29 protein-coding genes and 1 riboswitch are annotated in these 21879 nt (G+C 33.2%); of the genes, 1 reads left to right on the top strand and 28 read right to left on the bottom strand.

Going from position 1 to position 21879, the window contains the following annotated elements:
* Positions 1–24 precede the first annotated feature (24 nt).
* From ABMY20_RS00410 to ABMY20_RS00455, 10 genes are all read right to left on the bottom strand, one after another.
* Entirely contained in the window at positions 25–378 is a 354-nt protein-coding gene (locus tag ABMY20_RS00410) for a four helix bundle protein (protein WP_349264353.1), read from the bottom strand.
* Between the two features lie 58 nt (positions 379–436).
* Positions 437–1561, bottom strand: coding sequence for a 2-iminoacetate synthase ThiH (gene thiH / locus ABMY20_RS00415; RefSeq protein WP_047789802.1), 1125 nt, complete (start codon positions 1559–1561; stop codon positions 437–439).
* Positions 1562–1667: 106 nt separating this feature from the next.
* Positions 1668–2438, bottom strand: coding sequence for a thiazole synthase (locus ABMY20_RS00420; protein ID WP_047789803.1), 771 nt, complete (start codon positions 2436–2438; stop codon positions 1668–1670).
* A 10-nt stretch (positions 2439–2448) separates the two neighbouring features.
* Positions 2449–3096, bottom strand: a complete 648-nt coding sequence (gene thiE / locus ABMY20_RS00425) for a thiamine phosphate synthase (protein WP_281979650.1) — start codon at positions 3094–3096, stop codon at positions 2449–2451.
* Positions 3093–3848, bottom strand: a complete 756-nt coding sequence (locus ABMY20_RS00430) for a hydroxymethylpyrimidine/phosphomethylpyrimidine kinase (RefSeq protein ID WP_349264354.1) — start codon at positions 3846–3848, stop codon at positions 3093–3095. Before ABMY20_RS00430 ends, thiE begins: the two co-directional genes overlap by 4 nt.
* A gap of 33 nt (positions 3849–3881) precedes the next feature.
* Entirely contained in the window at positions 3882–4484 is a 603-nt protein-coding gene (locus tag ABMY20_RS00435) for a thiamine phosphate synthase (protein WP_349264355.1), read from the bottom strand.
* Between the two features lie 73 nt (positions 4485–4557).
* Positions 4558–6417, bottom strand: coding sequence for a phosphomethylpyrimidine synthase ThiC (gene thiC / locus ABMY20_RS00440; protein WP_047789807.1), 1860 nt, complete (start codon positions 6415–6417; stop codon positions 4558–4560).
* 45 nt (positions 6418–6462) lie between these two features.
* Positions 6463–6666 (bottom strand): sulfur carrier protein ThiS, encoded by a 204-nt coding sequence (thiS, locus tag ABMY20_RS00445; RefSeq protein ID WP_047789808.1) that lies wholly within the window; start codon positions 6664–6666, stop codon positions 6463–6465.
* A gap of 67 nt (positions 6667–6733) precedes the next feature.
* Positions 6734–6828: riboswitch (TPP riboswitch) on the bottom strand.
* A gap of 97 nt (positions 6829–6925) precedes the next feature.
* Positions 6926–7879 carry an arginase gene (locus ABMY20_RS00450; RefSeq protein WP_231128385.1) on the bottom strand — a complete coding sequence of 318 codons (954 nt, stop codon included), beginning with the start codon at positions 7877–7879 and terminating at the stop codon, positions 6926–6928.
* Between the two features lie 61 nt (positions 7880–7940).
* Positions 7941–9227 (bottom strand): citrate synthase, encoded by a 1287-nt coding sequence (locus ABMY20_RS00455; RefSeq protein WP_073181419.1) that lies wholly within the window; start codon positions 9225–9227, stop codon positions 7941–7943.
* A gap of 385 nt (positions 9228–9612) precedes the next feature.
* On the opposite strand from ABMY20_RS00455, the gene ABMY20_RS00460 reads away from it, so the two are divergent.
* Positions 9613–10467 carry a hypothetical protein gene (locus ABMY20_RS00460; protein ID WP_159490049.1) on the top strand — a complete coding sequence of 285 codons (855 nt, stop codon included), beginning with the start codon at positions 9613–9615 and terminating at the stop codon, positions 10465–10467.
* 80 nt (positions 10468–10547) lie between these two features.
* On the opposite strand, the gene ABMY20_RS00465 is transcribed toward ABMY20_RS00460, so the two are convergent.
* The 18 genes from ABMY20_RS00465 to rpsH form a co-directional block, all read right to left on the bottom strand.
* Positions 10548–11141 carry a hypothetical protein gene (locus tag ABMY20_RS00465; RefSeq protein ID WP_349264356.1) on the bottom strand — a complete coding sequence of 198 codons (594 nt, stop codon included), beginning with the start codon at positions 11139–11141 and terminating at the stop codon, positions 10548–10550.
* Between the two features lie 4 nt (positions 11142–11145).
* Complete coding sequence (locus ABMY20_RS00470; protein ID WP_349264357.1) at positions 11146–11688, bottom strand: hypothetical protein; 543 nt, start codon at positions 11686–11688, stop codon at positions 11146–11148.
* Positions 11689–11842: 154 nt separating this feature from the next.
* The gene (eno, locus tag ABMY20_RS00475) at positions 11843–13132 is read right to left on the bottom strand and encodes a phosphopyruvate hydratase (protein WP_159490047.1); all 1290 of its coding nucleotides are present in this window, start codon (positions 13130–13132) and stop codon (positions 11843–11845) included.
* Positions 13133–13205: 73 nt separating this feature from the next.
* Positions 13206–14315 carry a glutamine-hydrolyzing carbamoyl-phosphate synthase small subunit gene (gene carA / locus ABMY20_RS00480; protein ID WP_349264358.1) on the bottom strand — a complete coding sequence of 370 codons (1110 nt, stop codon included), beginning with the start codon at positions 14313–14315 and terminating at the stop codon, positions 13206–13208.
* Between the two features lie 97 nt (positions 14316–14412).
* Positions 14413–14889 (bottom strand): 50S ribosomal protein L17, encoded by a 477-nt coding sequence (gene rplQ / locus ABMY20_RS00485; protein ID WP_047789815.1) that lies wholly within the window; start codon positions 14887–14889, stop codon positions 14413–14415.
* Positions 14890–14951: 62 nt separating this feature from the next.
* On the bottom strand, positions 14952–15944 hold the full coding sequence (locus ABMY20_RS00490; RefSeq protein WP_047789816.1) for a DNA-directed RNA polymerase subunit alpha: 993 nt from the start codon (positions 15942–15944) through the stop codon (positions 14952–14954).
* Positions 15945–16043: 99 nt separating this feature from the next.
* Positions 16044–16649 (bottom strand): 30S ribosomal protein S4, encoded by a 606-nt coding sequence (gene rpsD, locus ABMY20_RS00495; protein WP_047789817.1) that lies wholly within the window; start codon positions 16647–16649, stop codon positions 16044–16046.
* 136 nt (positions 16650–16785) lie between these two features.
* Positions 16786–17172, bottom strand: coding sequence for a 30S ribosomal protein S11 (gene rpsK, locus ABMY20_RS00500; protein WP_047789818.1), 387 nt, complete (start codon positions 17170–17172; stop codon positions 16786–16788).
* A gap of 33 nt (positions 17173–17205) precedes the next feature.
* Entirely contained in the window at positions 17206–17571 is a 366-nt protein-coding gene (gene rpsM, locus ABMY20_RS00505; RefSeq protein ID WP_047789819.1) for a 30S ribosomal protein S13, read from the bottom strand.
* A gap of 2 nt (positions 17572–17573) precedes the next feature.
* Positions 17574–17690 (bottom strand): type B 50S ribosomal protein L36, encoded by a 117-nt coding sequence (gene ykgO / locus ABMY20_RS00510; RefSeq protein WP_010181906.1) that lies wholly within the window; start codon positions 17688–17690, stop codon positions 17574–17576.
* Between the two features lie 12 nt (positions 17691–17702).
* The gene (infA, locus tag ABMY20_RS00515) at positions 17703–17918 is read right to left on the bottom strand and encodes a translation initiation factor IF-1 (protein WP_024740627.1); all 216 of its coding nucleotides are present in this window, start codon (positions 17916–17918) and stop codon (positions 17703–17705) included.
* Position 17919: 1 nt separating this feature from the next.
* Positions 17920–19239, bottom strand: a complete 1320-nt coding sequence (gene secY / locus ABMY20_RS00520; RefSeq protein ID WP_047789820.1) for a preprotein translocase subunit SecY — start codon at positions 19237–19239, stop codon at positions 17920–17922.
* A 12-nt stretch (positions 19240–19251) separates the two neighbouring features.
* Positions 19252–19701 (bottom strand): 50S ribosomal protein L15, encoded by a 450-nt coding sequence (gene rplO / locus ABMY20_RS00525; protein ID WP_047789821.1) that lies wholly within the window; start codon positions 19699–19701, stop codon positions 19252–19254.
* Between the two features lie 12 nt (positions 19702–19713).
* Positions 19714–19896 carry a 50S ribosomal protein L30 gene (rpmD, locus tag ABMY20_RS00530; protein ID WP_047789822.1) on the bottom strand — a complete coding sequence of 61 codons (183 nt, stop codon included), beginning with the start codon at positions 19894–19896 and terminating at the stop codon, positions 19714–19716.
* An 11-nt stretch (positions 19897–19907) separates the two neighbouring features.
* Positions 19908–20432, bottom strand: coding sequence for a 30S ribosomal protein S5 (gene rpsE / locus ABMY20_RS00535; RefSeq protein WP_125064354.1), 525 nt, complete (start codon positions 20430–20432; stop codon positions 19908–19910).
* Positions 20433–20440: 8 nt separating this feature from the next.
* Positions 20441–20791 (bottom strand): 50S ribosomal protein L18, encoded by a 351-nt coding sequence (gene rplR / locus ABMY20_RS00540; protein ID WP_047789824.1) that lies wholly within the window; start codon positions 20789–20791, stop codon positions 20441–20443.
* Between the two features lie 18 nt (positions 20792–20809).
* Entirely contained in the window at positions 20810–21355 is a 546-nt protein-coding gene (rplF, locus tag ABMY20_RS00545; protein ID WP_047789825.1) for a 50S ribosomal protein L6, read from the bottom strand.
* A gap of 15 nt (positions 21356–21370) precedes the next feature.
* Positions 21371–21769 carry a 30S ribosomal protein S8 gene (rpsH, locus tag ABMY20_RS00550; RefSeq protein WP_047789826.1) on the bottom strand — a complete coding sequence of 133 codons (399 nt, stop codon included), beginning with the start codon at positions 21767–21769 and terminating at the stop codon, positions 21371–21373.
* Between the last annotated feature and the right edge of the window lie 110 nt (positions 21770–21879).

Genomic DNA, 21879 nt, shown 5'->3' on the forward strand with positions numbered 1-21879 from the left:
GCTATTAGTATTTATTTTACAACTTTATTTTCTTAACCTTGAGTATAATACATTTAACATTTTTCTTATTGAAATTATTTCTCTATTTAAATTTTCATGATCTTCGTACGACAAATAATTCAATTCACTTGAAAATTCTAGAAGGTACTCAACCTCAGCTGATGAACCTGATGCTATATTAACAAAATAAGCAAATTCTTTTTCTGTATTTCTACTAACTCCTTCAACAATATTCGTTGGAACTGATAATGAAGCTCTTCTTAATTGTGAGGTTATTCCATATATTTCTTCTTTAGGAAAGCCTTTAGTTAACTCGTACACTTTTAATGCTAGCTCATGTGATTTTTTCCACACTTCAAACTTTCGATAATTTCTCATAGCTTTTTTATTTGTTTTTCAATCTTAATCATTACCTCAAAAAACCAAGTGCTAACAGCTAAAAGCCAATCTTTCCAAACTGCTCCCAATCTTTCCAAACTACTTCTAATCCTTGACCTTTTAGCATCTGTACAATTTCTTCTGTACTTCGTTCGTCTGAAATTTCAAATTGCTCTAACGATTGTGGTTCAACACTATATCCTCCAGGATTTGTCTTTGACTCTGCACTTATTGAGGTTGCCCCTAAATTAACAATATTATTCCTAAAAACTTCACTTTCTCGGGTAGACATTGACAGTTCTACATCTTCATCTAATAATCTAAACGCACAGATTAATTGTACCAAATCTGCATCCGTCATTTCTACTTTGGGTTCTAATCCTCCTGAATGTGGTCTCAAGCGTGGAAATGAAATAGAATACTTCGTTTTCCAGTAGGTTTTTTGTAAATATTTTAAGTGTAATGCTGTAAAAAAGCTATCAGCACGCCAATCTTCCAGTCCAAATAAAGCTCCTAATCCTATTTTATGAACACCTGCTTTCCCCAATCTATCAGGGGTTTCTAAACGATACTCAAAGTTTGATTTTTTCCCTTTCGGATGATGTTTTTTATACTCTTGTTTATGATAGGTTTCTTGATATACCAATACGGCATACAACCCATTCTCAATTAACAATTCATATTCATCTTGATCTAAAGGTTGAACTTCAATAGTAATATTTGAAAATTGTGAACGAATGAGCTGAATCGCGTTTTTGATATAATCAACTCCCACTGTTCTGTTAGCTTCCCCAGTAACTAACAAAATATGATCGTAGCCTTTTTTCTTTAAAAAAGCAACTTCTTTTAATATTTCATCGTCGGTTAATGTTCTTCTCGGAATTTTGTTTGTAAAACTGAATCCGCAATACGTACATATATTCTGACACTCGTTACTCAAATACATTGGAGCATACATTTGAATGGTATTTCCAAATCGCTTTTTAGTAAGCATGCGACTCCTTTGCGCCATTTGCTCTAAAAATGGTTTTGCTGCAGGAGAAATGAGCGCTTTAAAATCTTCCAAATCGAGTTTATCCTTAGATAAAGCACTTTCAACATCAACGGATGTTTTATTGAAAATGCTTTGTAAGGTTTCATCCCAATTGTACTGATTAAATATGGTTGTAAATGTTTTACACATCTTTTAATTTTTATTCGTCATTGTAAGCGAAGCGAAGAAATCTTTATTTTTTTAGGTTCTCAGCAAACAGATTACTTCGTCCTTTTCTCCTCGTAATGACGTTATACTAACTTAAAAAACTCGTTAATGGGCTACTTGCTTCTGCTTGTTTTCTTACGGGAGCTAATTTTGCTTCATATGCCATTCTTCCTGCTTCTACTGCCATTTTAAAAGCTTGTGCCATCGCTACCGGGTTTTGTGATACAGCAATAGCTGTGTTTACCAAAACAGCATCGGCACCTAATTCCATGGCGTAGGCTGCATGAGAAGGTGCTCCAATACCAGCATCAACAACTACTGGAACATTAGATTGTTCTATAATAATTTCTAGAAACTCTAACGTTTTCAATCCTTTATTACTTCCAATAGGAGCTCCTAAAGGCATTACACATTGCGTTCCTACTTCTTCTAATCGCTTACATAAAACCGGATCTGCATGAATGTAAGGCATCACTACAAAACCTTTTTTCACCAATTCTTCCGCAGCTTTTAAGGTTTCGATAGGATCAGGTAATAAATATCTTGGGTCTGGATGTATTTCTAATTTTACCCAATTCGTTTCCAAAGCTTCTCTAGACAATTCAGCTGCAAACACTGCTTCTTTTGCTGTACGAACTCCCGAAGTGTTTGGTAATAAATTGATTCTTGAGTGGCTTAAATGTGATAAGATATCATCATCTTCATTTTGAACATCTACTCTTTTTAAAGCAACTGTTATCAATTCACTTTCTGATGCTAGCAAAGCCTCTTTCATTAATTGTGAGGAACTGAATTTTCCTGTTCCTGTAAATAATCGTGAGGTAAATGTTTTATCGGCTATTGTTAAGTTGGTATTCATTATTGCTAATTTATTGCGCTCCTATTTTGTACACTTGTTCATTGGTACTTGGAGCTTTTAAAATTTTATGAAATGTAGGAATCGAGTTGAAATTTTGTGTAATTGCTCCTGAAACAGCGACTCCATATACTCCTGTGTTTATAACTTCAGATACGTCTTCTATAGTAATTCCTCCAATGGCTATTATTGGAGTGGTTGTTTTCAACTCTTCTAAAAGCATCTGGTAGCCAGTAGTCCCTAAAACTGGACTCAAATTCTTTTTAGTTTCAGTAAACTGATAAGGACCTAAACCAATATAATCTACTTTTTTCTCTAGTAGCATTTTACAATCTTCTAAAGTATTTGCTGTTCCTCCTACGATATATAAATCACCTAAATACTCTTTTGCTTTTAACGGACACGTATCTGTTTTTCCTAAATGAACTCCATCTGCTTTGATTTCTTTAGCTACTTTGTAATAATCGTTTATGATTAAACGAGTTTGAAAATGACTCGTAATTTCTCTCGCTTTTTGTGCTGTTTCTAAAATAGTTTTCGGATCTATATTCTTTAATCGAAGTTGTACCCACTCTGCTCCAGAAGCACAAGCTCTTTGAACATTTTCTAAATGCTCTTCTGGAGTTTTCCCTTGAGTTATATAGTGTAATTTACTTATCATGTATAGTTGTGCTCTCCTAAGAGCGTTTTATTAGAGTTTAAAAATTGTTCTGTATACCATTTGGCATTTGTACATGCATCTTCTAAAGAAAGTTGTTTGGCTATGCTTGAAGCTAAAGCTGAAGACAACACACAACCGCTTCCATGCTTTTCAAAAACGGATGTAGCTTTCGGTGGAATATTCAATTGTACTATCTTACTGTGATATACTTCATCCCATCCTTTTTTATCTTCTCTATGTCCTCCTTTTAAATAGATATTGGTCTTTTCTGAAATGAATTCAATGGTTTCTTCAATCGATTTATTAGAAAACAAAGCTTTGATTTCATCATAATTTGGAGTGATAAAATCACAATGTTGCAATACTTCTTCAAACACTTTTATATGCTCTTCAGAATGAAAATCAAATCCAGCGCTGGCTTTTAAAATAGGATCCAAGACTATTTTTATGGATGAATTGTATTTTTTTAGTGATTGAATAACCTCCAATAATACATTCCAAGATTGGATGATTCCTATTTTTGCTACTGATATTTCAAAGCGTTCAAATAAAGTTTCTATTTGATTGATGATGGTTTCTTTATCAATCCAAACACAGTCTTTAAAATCGATGTCATTTTGAACTGTAACTGCTGTACATACCGATAATCCATATAACCCATGTGCTTCAAAAGTTTTAATATCCGAAGTCAATCCTGCTCCACTTGACGGATCAAATCCTGCAATCGTTAGTATGTAAGCTTGTTGTTTCATTTTTTATTAATATGCTTTCTTTTGATAAAAAGATTACTTCTTCATATACTTCTCGTAATGACGCTTGATATTTTTAAAGCTTTCAACTGGGGTTTCTGTATTCCAAACTCCTCCTAACACACCTATTCCTTGAAAACCTAACTCTAAGGTTTTTTGAATGGTATCAGTATTAATTCCGCCCATACCTATAATGGTTTTATCAATATGATTTACATCAAAACCTCTTCCTTCGTATCCTTTCTTTGAAATAGAAGAGAAAACAGGACTTAATAAATGGTAATCAAATTCGATGTCGCAATTCGCTAGAACTGAAGGTTCATGAAAAGAGCTACTCATCGTTTTTCCTATCATGTTTAATCCTATAAAATATTCGCTTCTATTCTCTAAAGCATCAATTCTTTTTTGCTCTTGAAAATGAATTCCTTTTAGGTTGAAATCATTAATGAGTTTATGAAAATAATGAGTAACTATTCTATCATGATACTTTTCATCTATCTTATTCAAATAAGCTACATGCTCCTCGTAATTCCTATCAGGTTTTCTGAAATGATAATATTCCAATCCTTCTTCAAATAATTGTTGAAGGATTTCAATCTCATTTGGAATATCTTTTTCTGGAGCTATTAAAACAATCATATAGTGAATTTTAAATTATGAATTACGAATTTAGAAATTGTCAACTCGTAATTCATAATTCTAAGTTTAGGTTTTATAGATAAACTTCTGAACCTTTGTCTTTAAACTCTTTAGATTTTTCCTCCATTCCTTTTGCAAATACTTCGTCTCCTTCCACTTTATTTTCTGCTGCAAAGTCACGTACTTCCTGCGATATTTTCATAGAACAGAATTTTGGCCCACACATAGAGCAAAAATGTGCAATTTTAGCTCCTTCTGCTGGTAAGGTCTCATCGTGATATTCTCTAGCTAATTCTGGGTCCAATCCTAAATTGAATTGATCTTCCCAACGGAACTCAAAACGTGCTTTACTTAAAGCATCATCTCTGTGTTGCGCTCCCGGATGTCCTTTTGCTAAATCCGCTGCATGGGCTGCTAATTTATAAGTAACTACTCCTGTACGTACATCTTCTTTATTAGGTAACCCTAAATGTTCTTTTGGTGTTACATAACACAACATGGCACAACCAAACCAACCAATCATTGCCGCTCCAATTCCTGAAGTTATATGGTCGTATCCTGGAGCAATATCCGTAGTTAAAGGGCCTAAGGTATAAAACGGAGCTTCATCACAAGCTTCCAATTGCTTATCCATATTTGCTTTAATCATATGCATTGGCACGTGACCTGGACCTTCTATAAAGCATTGTACTTCATGTTTACGTGCTATTTTTGTTAGCTCCCCTAACGTTTCTAATTCAGCAAATTGCGCTTCATCATTCGCATCGGCAATACAACCTGGTCGTAAACCATCTCCTAACGAAAAAGCAACATCATAAGCCTTCATAATTTCACAAATTTCTTCGAAATGGGTATATAAAAAACTTTCTTTATGGTGTGCTAAACACCATTTTGCCATGATAGAACCTCCTCTTGATACAATCCCTGTAATACGTTTTGCCGTCATAGGCACATAACGTAAACGAACTCCTGCGTGAATCGTAAAGTAATCTACTCCTTGCTCAGCTTGTTCAATTAAAGTATCTCTAAAAATTTCCCAAGTTAAGTCTTCAGCAATCCCATTTACTTTCTCTAAAGCTTGATAAATAGGTACGGTTCCTACAGGTACAGGTGAATTACGGATAATCCACTCTCTAGTTTCATGAATATTTTTACCTGTAGATAAATCCATAATATTATCAGCACCCCAACGACATGCCCAAACTGCTTTTTCTACTTCTTCTTCTATTGATGAGGTGGTAGCTGAGTTTCCAATATTTGCATTGATTTTCACCAAGAAATTACGACCTAAAATCATAGGTTCTGCTTCTGGATGGTTGATGTTTGAAGGAATAACTGCACGTCCTTTTGCTACTTCCTCTCGAACAAATTCAGGAGTAATTTTTGTAGGAATACTTGCTCCGAAATCTTGCCCTGGATGTTGTTTAGACAAACGTGTCATTTCATCTATTCGCTGGTTTTCACGAATGGCAATATATTCCATCTCGGGGGTAATAATTCCTTTTTTTGCATAATGTAACTGTGTTACATTTTGTCCTTTTTTAGCTCTCTTAGGTTTATGCTTTAAGTTAAATCGTAAATGGTCTAAACTTTTATCATTTAAACGTTCGTTACAATAATTCGAAGTAAATTCATTTAATTCTTCTACATCTCCTCTCTCTATAATCCATTCTTCTCGAATACGTTCTAATCCATTATGAATATTAATCTCTTTATTGGGGTCTGTATAAGGACCTGAAGTATCGTATACTGTAACTGGCTCATTAGGTGTTCTTTTTTTAGTCATCGAATCCACAGTATCACTCAATTCAATTTCGCGCATTGCTACTTTTATCTGTGGATGAATTTTTCCTTGAACATATATTTTTTTGGAGTTCGGAAATGGTTGTCTTGTTACACCATCTTGTTTTGGAGCTGTATCTTTTTTCTTCATTTTAAGGTTGTTTGTTTATAATTTGAATTTTGTTTGCTGAAAATATTATCCTCCTTGTGTAGATTTAATGATTAAAACTTCATCATTGTTTTGGAGTAGTTTTGAAGACCAATCTGTTTTTTTTACCACACTACTGTTAACAGCAATAGCAATTCCATTGGTTTTAATTTGTAGTTTATCTACTAATTCTTGCAATACTAATGGGCTTAAAAACTCTTGTTGATTATTGTTTACTTTTATCGTTATCATACTAACATATATTTAAAGTAAACTGTAGAAGAAATTCAGAATTGTTTTATTATGAACAATACCTAAATAAGATTTTATAACTTTTCCCTACGCTGGTGTTAACCATATCAGGTTCAAAGGATCTTTCTCAAACTAGCGAACTAGCTACTCCTAAAGTTTACTGCAACAAATATAAACGTTTATTTTTTCTAAAACGACCTCTATAAAAATAAAAAAGCGAACTTTTAAAAGTTCGCTTTTTACAAAAATTATTATAATACTATAAACTCTTTACCTTTTTAGTTACTTCTTCAAGAACTTCAAACGCCGTTTCAGCCATTTTATTTCCTTTAAAGTCTAGTAATGGGTTTACTTCAACAAACTCCAAACAAGCTACTTTATTACTTGCTAACAATCCGTTAATTATATCAATGATTTCATGTTGATCAAATCCTTTAGGTACTGGTGTTCCTGTACCATAAGATATCATATCACAATCCATTGAATCTACATCAAACGACACATATATTACATCACAAACAGATAATTTATCTAAAGCTTCGTTTACACAAACATCTAATCCACGGTAACGAACTTCAGCAACCATATAGTTTTTAATACCATATTTTTCCATTTGTTTGTCTTCTGGTTCTTCTGTATCACGAACACCAAAGAAAATGATGTCTTCAGGTAAAACTTTTTGCCCTGGAGTACCTATGTTTTTCATACGTTCCCACAACTCTGATGTTTCTCTGTCTACATCATTAATTTGGCAGTCTAAATTATCATCTGAAATAGCGGCAGATAAAGGCATTCCGTGAATATTTCCTGATGGTGATGTATAAGGAGAATGTAAATCTCCATGAGCATCAATCCAAACTACCCCTACTCTTTTATTAGGGTTAGCTGCTTTTATTCCACTGATAGTTCCTAACGCTGAAGAATGGTCTCCAGACAAAACTATAGGAAACTTCCCTTCTTGTAAATTTACTTTCACGTGGTTACTTAATCGTTTACATTGATTAAAAACGCTATCAATTCGTTTTGCAAACGAATTATTTACCTTATTATAAATAGATTCGTTTTCAGTGATTACATCTTCAAAATCAAAAGAATCGAAATAATTACTTTTTTTATTTATCGCTGCAATTTCAATCGCATCTACTCCCATGTCAGACCCACGAGTTCCTGCTCCAATGTCTGATCTGTTTTTGATAATTTTAATTTCTTTCATCATGAGTTATTTTACATAAAAAATGCCATTTAATTATTTTAAATGACACTTTTTAAATAGTTTATCTCTTGTCTAATTCTACGAATTCCCTTAAGTTCTCTCCAACGTAAACTTGACGTGGACGACCAATTGGTTCTTTGTTTAAACGCATTTCTCTCCATTGAGCAATCCATCCTGGCAAGCGCCCTAGAGCAAACATTACTGTAAACATTTCTACAGGAATCCCCATAGCTCTATATATTATTCCTGAATAGAAATCTACATTTGGATATAGTTTTCTATCTACAAAATATGGGTCATTTAATGCTTCTTGCTCTAATCCTTTTGCTATATCTAAAATTGGGTCTTCAACTCCTAAGTCGTTTAACACTTCATCAGCAGCTTTTTTGATGATTCTTGCTCTCGGGTCGAAGTTTTTATATACACGATGTCCGAATCCCATTAAACGGAAAGGATCATTTTTATCTTTAGCTTTTGCCATGTACTTTTTAGTATCTCCCCCATCTTCTTTAATTGCTTCTAACATTTCAAGTACTGCTTGATTTGCTCCACCATGTAAAGGTCCCCATAAAGCTGAAATTCCTGCTGATAGCGATGCAAATAACCCTGCATGAGAAGAACCTACAATACGTACTGTAGATGTAGAGCAGTTTTGTTCATGGTCTGCATGTAAGATTAATAACTTATCTAGGGCATCTTTAACTATTGGATTTAATTCATACTCGTCATTAGGTTTTTGAAACATCATTGTTAAAATATTCTCAACATAACCTAACTTACGTGAACCGTAATTTAATGGCAATCCTTGTTTCTTACGTAAAGTCCAAGCTACCAATACTGGGAATTTCCCCATTATTTTAACAATAGCTTTATACATATCTTCTTCTGAGTCAACATTAACAGAAGATGGATTAAAAGCTGTTAATGCAGACGTTAACGACGATAATACCCCCATTGGATGTGCATTCTTTGGAAAGGCATCAATAATTTTTTTGATGTCATCATCAACAATAGCTTCATCTAAGATGTCTCCATAAAATTTATCTAATTGTTCTTTAGTTGGTAATTCTCCAAAAATTAACGCATAAGCCACTTCTAAGAAATCTGCTTTTTCTGCCAATTCTTCAATTGAATATCCACGGTATCTTAAGATACCTTCTTCACCGTTTAAAAATGTTATAGCACTTTGGCATGAACCTGTATTCTTGTATCCTGGGTCAATAGTTATAACTCCACCCGTGGCTCCTCTTAAGGCTTTAATATCAATTGCAGTTTCATTTTCTGTTCCTTTTATTAAAGGAAACTCATACGTATTTTCGCCAATTTGTAATTTTGCTATATCTGACATTTTTTACTATAATTTTTTATGATTGAAGTGAGTTGCGAAGATACCATTTTTTGAATTATTTTAAAAGTTAGAATTGATAGATTTTTAATATGTAAAAATCAGTTTATTTTATTAAAAAAAACAAATCTAATCTTACTTATAATACAACGCCTTACCTAGAAGAAAGACACAATTAATTTCTCTTATAAAATTGATTTAATCTTAATTCTCTTATTTTTTCAGACCTTACAAACTTATTTAAGCATACCAAATTCCGTATTCTTTTAGAGTGTGTATTTTTTTCTTGATAACAAATTAAATACACAATATCTTTTATTTAACTCCGTTAACAAAACAACATATATTTTTAGAAAAAATTAATTCAATTCATAAAAACCCTTTCACAATGAAAAAAATTAAATTTATTATTGCATTATTATGCATATCAATTCTTGCCGTACAATGTACCAAAGAAGACAATAATTTAACAAGCGACAACGCCCCTATGGGGATTAACTCTCCAAGCATGCTAGAAATTAACAATGCTGAGTGTTACACTGTTGACGGTTTTGGTCCAAACTCTTATTGGGCTGATTATATAGTTAACCAATCTACCACCAATTTTTTAAAAACTGAACACAACGAAGCTGCGAGTTTTTTTGGAATGGGTAATGTACCTTTATACTTAGCAGGTGGAGACGGAACTTTCAATGCTCTTTCTTATTCTAATGGTTATGTAGTATGGGGAGAAGAATTGCTAGCTAGTGCTTTAAATTATGGTAATGTTGCTATTGCTTATGTTGCTGCTCATGAAATGGCACATCAAGTACAGTTTAGAGACAATACCATTCCTAGCGGCAATCATGTTAGTGCTACTGAATTAGAAGCTGATGGTTTTGGAGGATATTTTATCCGTAGAACTTATACTAGTGATTGGAATACTGCAGCGGGTGCTTACAACTTCTCACAAACATTAGCTGGTCCTAATGGAAGTTCTCATGGTACAGCTGCACAAAGAAGATCTGCTTTTAGATTAGGTTACTTATTAGGAGATAACGGTACCTATTCTAACAGAAACTTTGATGCAAACTTTTTTTACTACTATGATTATTATGTAAAAGATGGTAGATTAAAGTTAGAATTAGTTAAACCTGCTACTATCGAACAAAGTCAGCACGAGCATATTGTAGCACACTTAGAAGAGTTACAAAAAATTGCTTCAGGAGAAATTTCTGAAGAAGAATTCTTAAACTTAAATTAAAATATAATCGACTAAAATAAACGAATTGAATTGAATTTCAAAGGCTGTTTTATAACTTAAAACAGCCTTTGTTTTTTATACTATTTAGCCTTGATTTGGTTTTTCTTTATCTTCTTCATAATTCTTTTCAAAGCACTATGAATAATAAGGTTTGAGTTTTTTGAAAGCGCATAATCATTATCTTTTTCAGAAACAACTAATTTACCAACTACTGTTTGACTGTATATTATTTTAAATATGTTTAAATCGTAGATACTAAGTGTCACCTCACCTATGTTTTTTGAAGGATCAGTTAGAAAGTTACTTGCCCCTAAAACACCTACTTCATTGGATATATTTTTAGTTCTAATATCAATAAAGTAATCATAACCTGTGCCGTATTTTATATCTTTTAAAATAGATTTATCAAGACTAGGTGAAATATTACTAGGAATTAATAGTCCTTTCATGTTGCTAACTACCAAAAGTCTATTACCTATAAGTTCAGAAAATCGTTCATTTGCCATTTCAGTTAAGCCATCTTTTCTAATGTTTTTAAAAGAAGTAACATCATTTAACAACCACTTTCCTTTTCTGAAATCTAATCGTGAATTTACATCTCCAGAATGAGTGTATTTTACCAAATTACAAGACGTAATTACAATAACAGCAAGTAATATGTATAAGTATTTCATATTTCTATAAATCAAACCCTAAATTTAGTTGTAACATTAAGGGGAAAAAACCATGACCTCCATTTACATCAAAATAATAAATAGGTCCCATATCAAATAAAAAGTGAAAGTTTTTACCATATTTACGTTGGATACCCCAAGTAGGTCCGACAGCAAAATCTAAATTATCAGTTACTACATCATCTCCAAAAAGAGTTTTACCTCTTGTTAAAATACGAGCTGATATAAAATTTGCTGAATTGTTGGTTATATTCAAACCTTTAGTTTTACGTTTATCAAAATTATAAAACCATCTCTGTTGCAGGTCTAAAAAAGGGTTTATGGCATATACTAACCCTGTATCTACACCAGAAGCTGAAGAGTGTGGATAACTTCCACTATATCCTATTCCTACCCCTATAGAAAGAGTTGAGTTATTTCCAATAGGCATTTCATATTCAATCCCTGGGTTTAAAAAATTTACTCTCCAAACACGCTGCGTTAGTTGTTCTTGAGAAAATACTGTTGCAACAAATAAGCTACAAATAAGCAGGAATGATTTTTTCATAATTATTTTTTTAGTTCATAAACAACTATATAAAAAGTTAGAAGTGTTTTACCCTACTTTTACTTCTTATATTTAAACTATTTATCAAAAAACAATACTATACTTAACTAAAAAAGCCCGTACTTAAGTACGGGCTTTAAAGTTTATTAAAAAATTATTTTATTTTAAACGCTTTTTCTTTCGGATAATAAGCTACATCTGCCAATTGTTCTTCAATACGTAATAATTGATTGTATTTTGCCATACGATCAGAACGTGAAGCAGAACCTGTTTTGATTTGTCCACAGTTTAATGCTACAGCTAAATCTGCAATGGTATTATCTTCAGTTTCTCCAGAACGATGACTCATTACAGAAGTATATCCTGCATTATGCGCCATGTTTACCGCTGCAATTGTTTCTGTTAATGTACCTATTTGATTTACTTTAATTAAGATTGAATTTGCAATTCCATTCTCAATTCCTTTTGATAAACGCTCAACGTTTGTTACAAATAAATCATCTCCAACTAACTGAACTCTATCTCCTACTTTTTCTGTTAACATCTTCCATCCATCCCAATCGTTCTCATCCATTCCATCTTCAATAGATATAATAGGGTATTTTTCACATAATTCAGCTAAATAAGTAGCTTGTTCTTCTGAAGTTCTTACAGCACCTTTATCTCCTTCAAACTTAGTATAATCATACTGTCCATCTATATAAAACTCAGCTGAAGCACAATCTAATGCAATCATCACTTCTTCTCCAAATTTGTATCCAGCATTCTTGGTTGCTAAGGCAATTGTTTCAATAGCGTCTTCTGTTCCTTCAAGCGTTGGAGCAAATCCACCTTCATCACCTACTGCTGTAGATAAATTACGATCATGCAATACTTTCTTTAAGTTGTGAAATATTTCAGACCCTACTTGCATTGCTTCTGTAAAGTTTTGAGCTTTTACTGGCATAACCATAAATTCTTGGAATGCAATTGGTGCATCTGAATGTGAACCTCCATTAATGATATTCATCATAGGAACAGGTAAAGTATTTGCTGAAACTCCGCCTACATAACGATATAATGGTAATCCTAATTCATTTGCTGCTGCTTTTGCTGCTGCTAAAGAAACACCTAAAATAGCATTCGCTCCTAAAACTGATTTGTTCGGAGTTCCATCTAAATCAATCATCAATTGATCGATCATGTTTTGCTCAAATACAGATACTCCTAATAACTCTTGGGCAATAACTGTGTTAACATTTTCAACCGCTTTTAAAACACCTTTACCCATATAATTGTCACCTCCATCACGTAATTCAACAGCTTCGTGTTCACCTGTAGAAGCACCAGATGGTACTGCTGCTCTACCTACGATTCCATTTTCTGTAGTTACATCTACTTCCACTGTTGGATTTCCTCTTGAATCAAAAATTTGACGTGCATGAATGTTTATTATGATACTCATAGTTATTTACTTTTAATATAGATTCCCGTGATTGTTAATTCACGGGAATTTATTTATTATACTTTTTAAAAATTTATGCTTTTACTTTTTTAATGTTCTCAATGAACTGATCAAATAAGTATTCAGCGTCATGCGGTCCAGGACTAGCTTCTGGATGGTATTGTACAGAAAATACATTTTTAGACTTCATTCTAATACCTGCTACGGTATTATCGTTTAAATGTACATGTGTTATTTCCACATCTGGATGCGATTCTGTTTCTTCTCTATTAATAGCAAAACCATGATTTTGGGAAGTAATTTCTCCTTTTCCTGTCAATAAATTTTTAACAGGATGATTAATACCTCTATGACCATTATGCATTTTATAAGTAGAAATTCCATTAGCTAATGCAATTACTTGGTGCCCTAAACAGATTCCAAATAAAGGCAAATCTTTTTCTATTATTTCTTTGGCTGTCTTTTGAGCTTCTACTAAAGGCTCTGGGTCTCCAGGTCCATTAGAAATAAAGTATCCATCAGGGTTAAAATCACTCATTTGTTCGAAACTAGCATTGTAAGGGTACACTTTAATATAAGCGCCTCTTTTAGCTAAGTTTCTTAAAATATTTTTCTTTATACCTATATCTAAAGCTGATATTTTTATTGGGGCATTTTCATCACCTACGAAATAAGGTTCTTTGGTTGATACCTTAGAAGCTAATTCTAATCCTTCCATGTTAGGAATTTCAGCTAATTGCTTCTTTAATTCGTCTATTTTATCTATTTCAGTTGAAATAACAGCGTTCATAGCTCCATTTTCTCTAATGTAAGATACTAACGCACGTGTATCAACATCTGAAATAGCTACTAAATTGTGCTTTTCGAACCAATTGAATAGATTCCCATCTGAATCTACACGAGAGTGTGTAAAACTGAAGTTACGACAAATTAAGCCTGAAATTTTAATTCCTTCTGATTCTACTTCTTCATTATTAACTCCATAATTACCAATATGAGCATTGGTCGTTACCATTAATTGTCCGAAGTAAGAAGGATCTGTAAAAATTTCTTGGTATCCTGTCATACCTGTATTAAAACAAATTTCTCCTGTTGCGGTTCCTTCTATCCCAATAGATTTACCGTAGAAAATAGTCCCATCTGCTAATAGAACTAATGCTTTTTTACGTGTTTTATATTTCATTTAGTGGTGTTGTGTAATTTGTTTGCAAAAATATATAAAAAAAGGGACAAACATTAAATGTTTATCCCTTTGATATAATTTATAAAAATTCTCATTTTTATTCTTCTTCTTGTGAAGTTTGAGTTTCAACAGCTGCAGCTTCAGTTTTCTTCGCTCCACCACGACGGCTACGACGAGTACTCTTTTTAGCTTTGTTTCCTTTTGGATTGTATAACTCGTTGTAGTCAACTAATTCAACCATCGCCATTGGAGCGTTATCTCCTTGACGGTTTCCTAATTTGATTATACGAACGTATCCTCCTGGTCTGTCTGCTACTTTTACAGAAATTTCTTTGAATAATTCTGTAACAGCTTCTTTACTACGCAAGTAACTAAATACTACACGACGGTTGTGCGTTGTATCGTCTTTAGATTTTGTAATTAAAGGCTCAACAAACTTACGTAAAGCTTTCGCTTTAGCTTCAGTAGTATTGATTCGCTTGTGCTCTATTAAAGAACAAGCCATATTAGATAACATCGCTTTTCTATGCGCTGTTTTTCTACCTAAGTGATTAAATTTCTTTCCGTGTCTCATGACATTTGGTTTTAGCTCTCATCTTGCTACTACTCTAATTTAGAGGAGCAAAATATGAAAGGTTAATCTTTATCTAATTTGTATTTGCTTAAATCCATTCCGAAATTTAAACCTTTGTTAGCCACTAACTCATCCAATTCTGTTAATGATTTTTTACCAAAGTTTCTGAACTTCATTAAATCGCTTTTGTTAAATGATACTAAGTCTCCTAAAGTATCTACTTCTGCAGCTTTTAAACAATTTAAAGCACGAACTGATAAATCCATATCAACTAGTTTCGTCTTTAATAACTGACGCATATGTAATGATTCTTCATCATAAGTTTCAGTTTGTGCAATTTCATCTGCCTCTAAAGTGATACGCTCATCAGAGAATAACATAAAGTGGTGGATTAAAATCTTAGCTGCTTCTGTTAAGGCATCTTTAGGATTGATAGATCCATCAGTATCGATATCGAAAACTAATTTTTCGTAATCGGTCTTTTGCTCTACACGGAAATTTTCAACAGCATATTTTACATTCTTTATTGGAGTGTAAATAGAATCTGTAAAAATTGTTCCTAAAGGCGCACCAGCTCTTTTATTTTCTTCTGCTGGTACAAAACCTCTACCTTTTTCAATGGTAATTTCAGCATTTAACGTTACTGATTTATCCATGTTACAAATTACTAAATCTGGATTTAGTACTTGAAAACCTGAAATGAACTTTTGTAAGTCACCAGCTGTTAATTGCTCTTGTCCTGATATTGCAATAGAAACTGTTTCTCTGTCTGATTCTTCAATCTGCTTCTTAAAACGTACTTGCTTTAAGTTTAAGATAATTTCTGTTACATCTTCTACTACACCTTGAATAGTTGAAAACTCATGATCAACTCCGTCGATACGTAATGATGTAATAGCGAACCCTTCAAGAGATGATAATAATACTCTTCGTAATGCATTACCAACTGTTAATCCAAAACCTGGTTCAAGAGGTCTAAATTCGAATCTTCCTGAAAAATCAGTAGATTCAATCATTATTACTTTATCAGGCTTTTGAAAATTTAAAATTGCCATATTATTTTTCTTCGTTTTAATTGTTATTTAGTTGCGCGGTTTATAAGTGTGAAGAAATACGAATAAACCCTTTGGCCAAATACCAATATGATTAATTTATTACTTAGAGTATAATTCTACGATTAATTGCTCTTTAATGTTTTCAGGAATTTGTAATCTTTCTGGAGCTTTTACAAATGTTCCTGATTTTTGATCTGCATTCCAAGTTAACCACTCGTAAACATTGCTATTAGCTGCTAAAGCATTTTCAATAGCTTCTAACGACTTAGATTTTTCTCTTACTGCTACTACATCTCCCTCTTTTAATCTATAAGATGGAATGTTAACGATATCTCCGTTAACTGTAATGTGACGGTGAGATACTAACTGACGTGCAGCTCTACGTGAATTTGCAACACCTAAACGGTATACTACGTTATCTAAACGAGATTCACATAATTGTAATAAGATTTCACCTGTTACTCCTTGAGAAGCTGATGCTTTTTTGAAAAGGTTACGGAACTGACGTTCTAAAATACCATAAGTATATTTAGCTTTTTGCTTTTCCATTAACTGGATTGCATATTCAGATTTTTTACCTCTTCTTTTACCTACTCCATGTTGTCCTGGAGGGTAATTTCTTTTTTCGAAGTTTTTATCGTCTCCGAAAATTGCTTCGCCAAACTTACGAGCAATCTTAGTTTTTGGTCCTGTATATCTTGCCATTTCTAATTAGTTTAGTAGGGATTATGAATTAAGGCGTACTCCTTCGATAATCTTTTTAATCCTACTGTGTTAAAATACTTAATTTTTCACGCACAAAAGTACGCTAAATAAAGTATAAGTTGAAAATTAATTCAACTTATACTCTTCTTCTTTTAGGTGGACGACATCCGTTGTGAGGAATCGGAGTAACATCAATAATTTCTGTTACCTCAATACCTGAATTGTGAATAGATCTGATTGCAGATTCTCTACCGTTACCTGGTCCTTTAACATACACTTTTACTTTACGTAAACCTGCTTCTTTAGCAACGTTTGCACAATCTTCTGCTGCTAACTGAGCTGCGTAAGGAGTGTTCTTTTTAGAACCTCTGAAGCCCATTTTTCCTGCAGATGACCAAGAAATAACGTCACCTTTTTTGTTTGTTAAAGAAATAATAATATTGTTGAAAGATGCAGTTACGTGAGCTTCACCAACTGACTCTATTACAACTTTACGTTTTTTTGTTACTTTAGACTTTGCCATAATTCTTTACTATTAGTAAAAAATAATCAATGATTATTTTTTCTTGTTAGCTACAGTTTTTCTCTTACCTTTTCTTGTACGAGAGTTATTCTTTGTTCTTTGTCCACGTAATGGTAAACCAAGTCTGTGACGAATACCTCTTTGACATCCGATATCCATTAAACGTTTGATGCTTAATTGAACCTCAGAACGTAACTCACCTTCAATAGTGTAAGTTCCAACTTGCTCACGAATTGCTGCAATTTGATCATCAGTCCAATCTTGAACTTTGATACTTTCATCTATATTAGCAGCAGCTAAAACTTCTTTAGCTCTGCTTCTTCCTATACCAAAGATGTAAGTTAAAGCGATAACACCTCTTTTATTCTTTGGAATATCTATACCTGCGATTCTTGCCATAACTACCCTTGTCTTTGTTTAAATCTAGGATTCTTTTTGTTAATTACATATAATCTGCCTTTTCTGCGTACAATTTTGCAGTCGGCACTTCTTTTCTTTAATGATGCTCTTACTTTCATCAGTGTGTGTTTTTAATATCTGTAAGTAATTCTTGCCTTTGATAAATCATACGGACTCATTTCTAACTTTACCTTATCTCCTGGTAATAGTTTTATATAATGCATACGCATTTTTCCTGAAATGTGAGCCGTAACAATATGTCCGTTCTCTAATTCTACTCGAAACATTGCATTCGATAATGCTTCTGTAATAGTTCCGTCTTGTTGAATTGCTGGTTGTTTAGCCATATTATTTTAATGATTTTCTGTTACTGTTACCTGTTTTCATTAAACCATCATAACGACTGTTTAATAAATACGAGTTTATTTGCTGAATAGTGTCTATTGCAACTCCTACCATAATGATTAATGATGTTCCTCCATAAAACATTGCCCAGTTTTGAGTAACTCCAAACTTTACAATGATTGCTGGTAAAATAGATAAAGCTGCTAAGAAGATAGATCCTGGTAATGTAATTTTCGACAATACTGAATCTAAAAAGTTAGCTGTTTCTTCACCTGGTTTATAACCTGGAACAAAACCATTACTTCTCTTTAAGTCTTCTGCCATTTTATTCGTTGGAATAGTAATAGCAGTATAAAAGTAACTAAAGACAATAATTAATAAAGCAAATATAACGTTATACCATAAACCGTTAATATCAGTTAAACTGTTTAATGCTGGATATTTTTGACCTAATGCTATTGGTAAAAACATAATAGCCTGTGCAAAAATAATTGGCATTACTCCAGCTGCATTCAATTTTAAAGGAATGTACTGTCTTGCGCCATCAACATCTTTAATGTTTGTAACTGCTGTACGACGTGCGTATTGAACGGCTACTTTACGTACTGCTGTAACTAATAATACGGTTAACAAGATTACTACAAACCAAACTATTAATTCGATTAAAATCATCATAATTCCTCCAGCACCTGCAGTTTGCTTAGAAACTAATTCTTGAATAAATGCTGCTGGGAAATTTGCGATAATACCAACGGTAATTAATAATGAAATTCCATTACCAACTCCTTTATCAGTAATACGCTCTCCTAGCCACATTGCAAAAATTGTTCCTGCACTTAAAAGAATGATAGATGATACCCAAAATGTTGCTCCAGTTACTAAGAATGCTTCTTGCGGTAAACCCATTTGGTTTTGGATTACTCCAATGTAGGTTGGTGCTTGAAACAACGTAATAGCAATCGTAAGCCATCTTGTTATTTGCGTAATCTTCTTACGTCCACTTTCTCCATCTTTTTGTAATTTCTGTAAATACGGTACTGCAATACCCATTAACTGAACCACGATTGATGCAGAAATATAAGGCATTATACCAAGTGCCATAACTGACGCTCTAGCAAATGCCCCACCTGTAAATGCGTTTAATAAACCTAAAAGTCCACCGTCAGTACTGTCTTTTAATGCTGATAACTGAGTAGGGTCAATTCCTGGTAATGGAACTGCTGCCATAAAACGGTAAACAGCGATTAAACCTAAGGTTAAAAGTAACTTTTCTTTTAACTCTTCAATCTTCCAAATGTCTTTTAAAGTATTTATAAAATTCATCATTTACAATTCTTATAATGTTACTGCTTCACCTCCTGCTGCTTCAATAGCTGCTTTAGCTGATGCTGTAAATTTATGTACAGTTATATTTAATTTAGCTTTTAACTCTCCACCACCTAATATTTTAACTAAGTCGTTTTTACGAGCTAATCTGTTTTCTACTAAAACGTCTAAATTAACTGTATCTGTTATCTTTCCGTTATCTACTAATGATTGTAACTTGTCTAAATTTACACCAACATATTCTTTACGATTAATGTTAGTGAAACCAAATTTAGGTACACGTCTTTGAAGTGGCATTTGCCCTCCTTCAAATCCTATTTTACGAGAATAACCAGAACGAGATTTAGCTCCTTTATGTCCTCTTGTAGAGGTACCTCCGTGACCAGAACCTTCTCCACGAGCGATTCTTTTACCGCTTTTTGTAGATCCTGCTGCTGGTTTTAAGTTGTGTAAACTCATCTTTATATTGTCTTATTTAATTTCTTCTACAGAAACTAAGTGTGAAACTTTACTTACCATACCCAAAATTGTAGCTGATGCTTCATGCTCTACAGTTTGGTTCATTTTACGTAAACCTAACGCCTCTAACGTTCTTTTTTGATTTTTAAGGCGACCGATTTGACTTTTTACTTGTGTAACTCTAATTTTACTCATCGTCTTAAATTTTAACCGTTAAAAACTTTCTCTAAAGATATACCTCTTTGCTTAGCAATTGTAGCAGCACTACGTAATTGTAATAAAGCATCAAAAGTTGCTTTTACTACGTTGTGAGGGTTTGATGATCCTTGAGATTTTGATAATACGTCTTTAATACCTACAGCTTCTAATACTAAACGTACAGCACCTCCGGCAATAACCCCGGTACCGTGTGAAGCAGGCTTGATGAATACTTTTGCACCACCAAATTTACCTTTTTGTTCGTGTGGTAATGTTCCATCTAAAATAGGAATACGTACTAAATTTTTCTTTGCATCTTCAACTGCTTTTGCAATTGCAGAAGAAACATCTTTAGATTTCCCTAATCCGTGACCTACAACTCCATTACCATCTCCAACTACTACGATTGCAGAGAAACCAAATGCTCTACCTCCTTTAGTTACTTTGGTAACACGTTGTACACCAACTAATTTATCTACAAGCTCTAATCCGCTTGGTTTTACTCTTTCTACGTTTTTATATCCTAACATAATATAATTTCTTAAAATTTTAAACCAGCTTCTCTTGCAGCGTCTGCTAATACTTTAACTCTTCCGTGGTATAAATATCCGTTACGGTCAAAAGCAACAGTATCAACACCAGCCTTTACAGCTTTTTCAGCAATAGCTTTACCTACAGCTGTAGCCGCTTCTGCTTTAGAACTAGATGTAATTTCTTTATCTCTTGATGATGCAGATGCTAATGTAACACCAGCAACGTCATCAATTAACTGAGCATAGATTTCTTTGTTACTTCTAAAAACTGATAACCTTGGTTTTTCAGCTGTACCTGTAACAATCTTTCTAATTCTATGCTTAATTCGTTGTCTTCTTTCAAGCTTTGATAATGCCATAATAATTTCTCTTATTTATTATGCAGATTTACCTGCTTTTCTTCTTAATACTTCTCCTACAAACTTAATTCCTTTTCCTTTGTAAGGTTCTGGCTTACGGAATGAACGAATTTTTGCTGCAACTTGACCAACTAATTGCTTGTCATGTGAAGTTAATTTTACGATTGGGTTCTTACCTTTTTCAGATACTGTTTCAACCTTAACTTCTGGAGCTAAATCTATTACAATATTGTGAGAGAAACCTAAGGCTAAATCTAATTTTTGTCCTTGGTTAGATGCTCTATAACCAACACCTACTAACTCTAACTCTTTAGTAAATCCTTTGCTAACACCTTCAACCATGTTATTGATTAAAGCACGGTATAAACCATGTGCTGCTCTATGATCTTTACTTTCTGATGGTCTTTCTAAAGTAATGGTACCATCTTCAACTTTTACAGTAATATCAGACTTAATTTCTTGAGTTAACTCTCCTAATTTTCCTTTTACTGTAACCACATTTCCGTCTACTTTCACTTCAACACCTTGTGGCAATGCGATTGGATTCTTTCCTATTCTACTCATCTTACAAAATGTTTTTTAGTAAACGTAACATAATACTTCACCACCAACGTTCTCTTGTCTTGCTTTTTTGTTTGTCATTACACCTTTTGATGTAGAAACAATAGCAATACCTAATCCGTTCAATACTCTTGGCATTTCTTTAGCGCCAACGTATCTACGTAAACCTGGTGTCGAAATTCTTTGAATCTTTCTGATTACTGATTCTTTCGTATCACGATCGTATTTTAAAGCTATCTTAATCGTTCCTTGAACCTTATCGTCATTGAACTGATAACTTAAAATGTAACCTTGATCGAACAAAATCTTCGTCATTTCCTTCTTCAACTTTGAAGCAGGAACTTCAACTACTCTGTGATTTGCTGCAATAGCATTTCTCACTCGAGTAAGAAAATCCGCGATTGGATCTGTATACATAGTTAATTAATTTTCGGTTTTGGTTTTTAGCATTATTATCTTATCAACGCAAATACTAAACCTGAAACCAGTTAATACTTATTTATTTGTTTTTTGAGTAAAATCTCATA

It is taken from the genome of Tenacibaculum sp. SSH1-16 (assembly GCF_040104435.1).
Lineage (GTDB): Bacteria > Bacteroidota > Bacteroidia > Flavobacteriales > Flavobacteriaceae > Polaribacter > Polaribacter mesophilus.

Bases quoted from the DNA above. Each gene is read 5' to 3' on its own strand.
- thiE (WP_281979650.1), bottom strand. From the start codon at position 3,096: ATGATAAGTAAATTACACTATATAACTCAAGGGAAAACTCCAGAAGAG.
- thiS (WP_047789808.1), bottom strand. From the start codon at position 6,666: ATGATAACGATAAAAGTAAACAATAATCAACAAGAGTTTTTAAGCCCA.
- ABMY20_RS00460 (WP_159490049.1), top strand. From the start codon at position 9,613: ATGAAAAAAATTAAATTTATTATTGCATTATTATGCATATCAATTCTT.
- ykgO (WP_010181906.1), bottom strand. From the start codon at position 17,690: ATGAAAGTAAGAGCATCATTAAAGAAAAGAAGTGCCGACTGCAAAATT.
- thiH (WP_047789802.1), bottom strand. From the start codon at position 1,561: ATGTGTAAAACATTTACAACCATATTTAATCAGTACAATTGGGATGAA.
- rplQ (WP_047789815.1), bottom strand. From the start codon at position 14,889: ATGAGACACGGAAAGAAATTTAATCACTTAGGTAGAAAAACAGCGCAT.
- rpsH (WP_047789826.1), bottom strand. From the start codon at position 21,769: ATGTATACAGATCCAATCGCGGATTTTCTTACTCGAGTGAGAAATGCT.
- ABMY20_RS00465 (WP_349264356.1), bottom strand. From the start codon at position 11,141: ATGAAATACTTATACATATTACTTGCTGTTATTGTAATTACGTCTTGT.
- secY (WP_047789820.1), bottom strand. From the start codon at position 19,239: ATGAATTTTATAAATACTTTAAAAGACATTTGGAAGATTGAAGAGTTA.
- ABMY20_RS00450 (WP_231128385.1), bottom strand. From the start codon at position 7,879: ATGAAAGAAATTAAAATTATCAAAAACAGATCAGACATTGGAGCAGGA.
- rpsM (WP_047789819.1), bottom strand. From the start codon at position 17,571: ATGGCAAGAATCGCAGGTATAGATATTCCAAAGAATAAAAGAGGTGTT.
- ABMY20_RS00470 (WP_349264357.1), bottom strand. From the start codon at position 11,688: ATGAAAAAATCATTCCTGCTTATTTGTAGCTTATTTGTTGCAACAGTA.
- rplR (WP_047789824.1), bottom strand. From the start codon at position 20,791: ATGGCATTATCAAAGCTTGAAAGAAGACAACGAATTAAGCATAGAATT.
- rpsD (WP_047789817.1), bottom strand. From the start codon at position 16,649: ATGGCAAGATATACAGGACCAAAAACTAAGATTGCTCGTAAGTTTGGC.
- eno (WP_159490047.1), bottom strand. From the start codon at position 13,132: ATGAGTATCATAATAAACATTCATGCACGTCAAATTTTTGATTCAAGA.
- rpmD (WP_047789822.1), bottom strand. From the start codon at position 19,896: ATGAGTAAAATTAGAGTTACACAAGTAAAAAGTCAAATCGGTCGCCTT.
- ABMY20_RS00420 (WP_047789803.1), bottom strand. From the start codon at position 2,438: ATGAATACCAACTTAACAATAGCCGATAAAACATTTACCTCACGATTA.
- ABMY20_RS00430 (WP_349264354.1), bottom strand. From the start codon at position 3,848: ATGAAACAACAAGCTTACATACTAACGATTGCAGGATTTGATCCGTCA.
- infA (WP_024740627.1), bottom strand. From the start codon at position 17,918: ATGGCTAAACAACCAGCAATTCAACAAGACGGAACTATTACAGAAGCA.
- rpsK (WP_047789818.1), bottom strand. From the start codon at position 17,172: ATGGCAAAGTCTAAAGTAACAAAAAAACGTAAAGTTGTAATAGAGTCA.
- rplF (WP_047789825.1), bottom strand. From the start codon at position 21,355: ATGAGTAGAATAGGAAAGAATCCAATCGCATTGCCACAAGGTGTTGAA.
- carA (WP_349264358.1), bottom strand. From the start codon at position 14,315: ATGAAATATAAAACACGTAAAAAAGCATTAGTTCTATTAGCAGATGGG.
- ABMY20_RS00435 (WP_349264355.1), bottom strand. From the start codon at position 4,484: ATGATTGTTTTAATAGCTCCAGAAAAAGATATTCCAAATGAGATTGAA.
- ABMY20_RS00490 (WP_047789816.1), bottom strand. From the start codon at position 15,944: ATGGCAATTTTAAATTTTCAAAAGCCTGATAAAGTAATAATGATTGAA.
- thiC (WP_047789807.1), bottom strand. From the start codon at position 6,417: ATGAAGAAAAAAGATACAGCTCCAAAACAAGATGGTGTAACAAGACAA.
- rplO (WP_047789821.1), bottom strand. From the start codon at position 19,701: ATGAGTTTACACAACTTAAAACCAGCAGCAGGATCTACAAAAAGCGGT.
- ABMY20_RS00455 (WP_073181419.1), bottom strand. From the start codon at position 9,227: ATGTCAGATATAGCAAAATTACAAATTGGCGAAAATACGTATGAGTTT.
- ABMY20_RS00410 (WP_349264353.1), bottom strand. From the start codon at position 378: ATGAGAAATTATCGAAAGTTTGAAGTGTGGAAAAAATCACATGAGCTA.